Below are 228 nucleotides of genomic sequence, written 5' to 3'. Positions count from 1 at the left end.
CACATGCATCGCCACCGTATCCCCGTTTGCAGTGCTCTGGATGATGAAAACCATTAGGAAAATCACCATGGTGGTACTCGTGTTGACGACCAGTTTCCAAGTATCGGAGAAAACCCAGCAACGGACCGGGCAGGGCCCAAAGAATCAGTACGGCGACCGCCCCAATAAACACTCAGGCACGGCCGTGACGGCGGAGGAAACCGTTCCCGTCGAGCGTGTCTGCCTGGA

Annotated in this window: 1 protein-coding gene; it reads right to left on the bottom strand. The window is 56.6% G+C overall.

What is annotated here, in order from left to right:
• On the bottom strand, positions 1-69 hold a 69-nt coding region (locus SB772_RS46460), incomplete at its 3' end, for a hypothetical protein (protein ID WP_410839329.1).
• Between the last annotated feature and the right edge of the window lie 159 nt (positions 70-228).

This window comes from Paraburkholderia sp. SIMBA_030 (genome assembly GCF_046535245.1).
Classification (GTDB): Bacteria; Pseudomonadota; Gammaproteobacteria; order Burkholderiales; family Burkholderiaceae; genus Paraburkholderia.
Note: the sequence above shows the minus strand (reverse complement) of the source record. Positions and strands in the feature narration are given on the sequence as shown.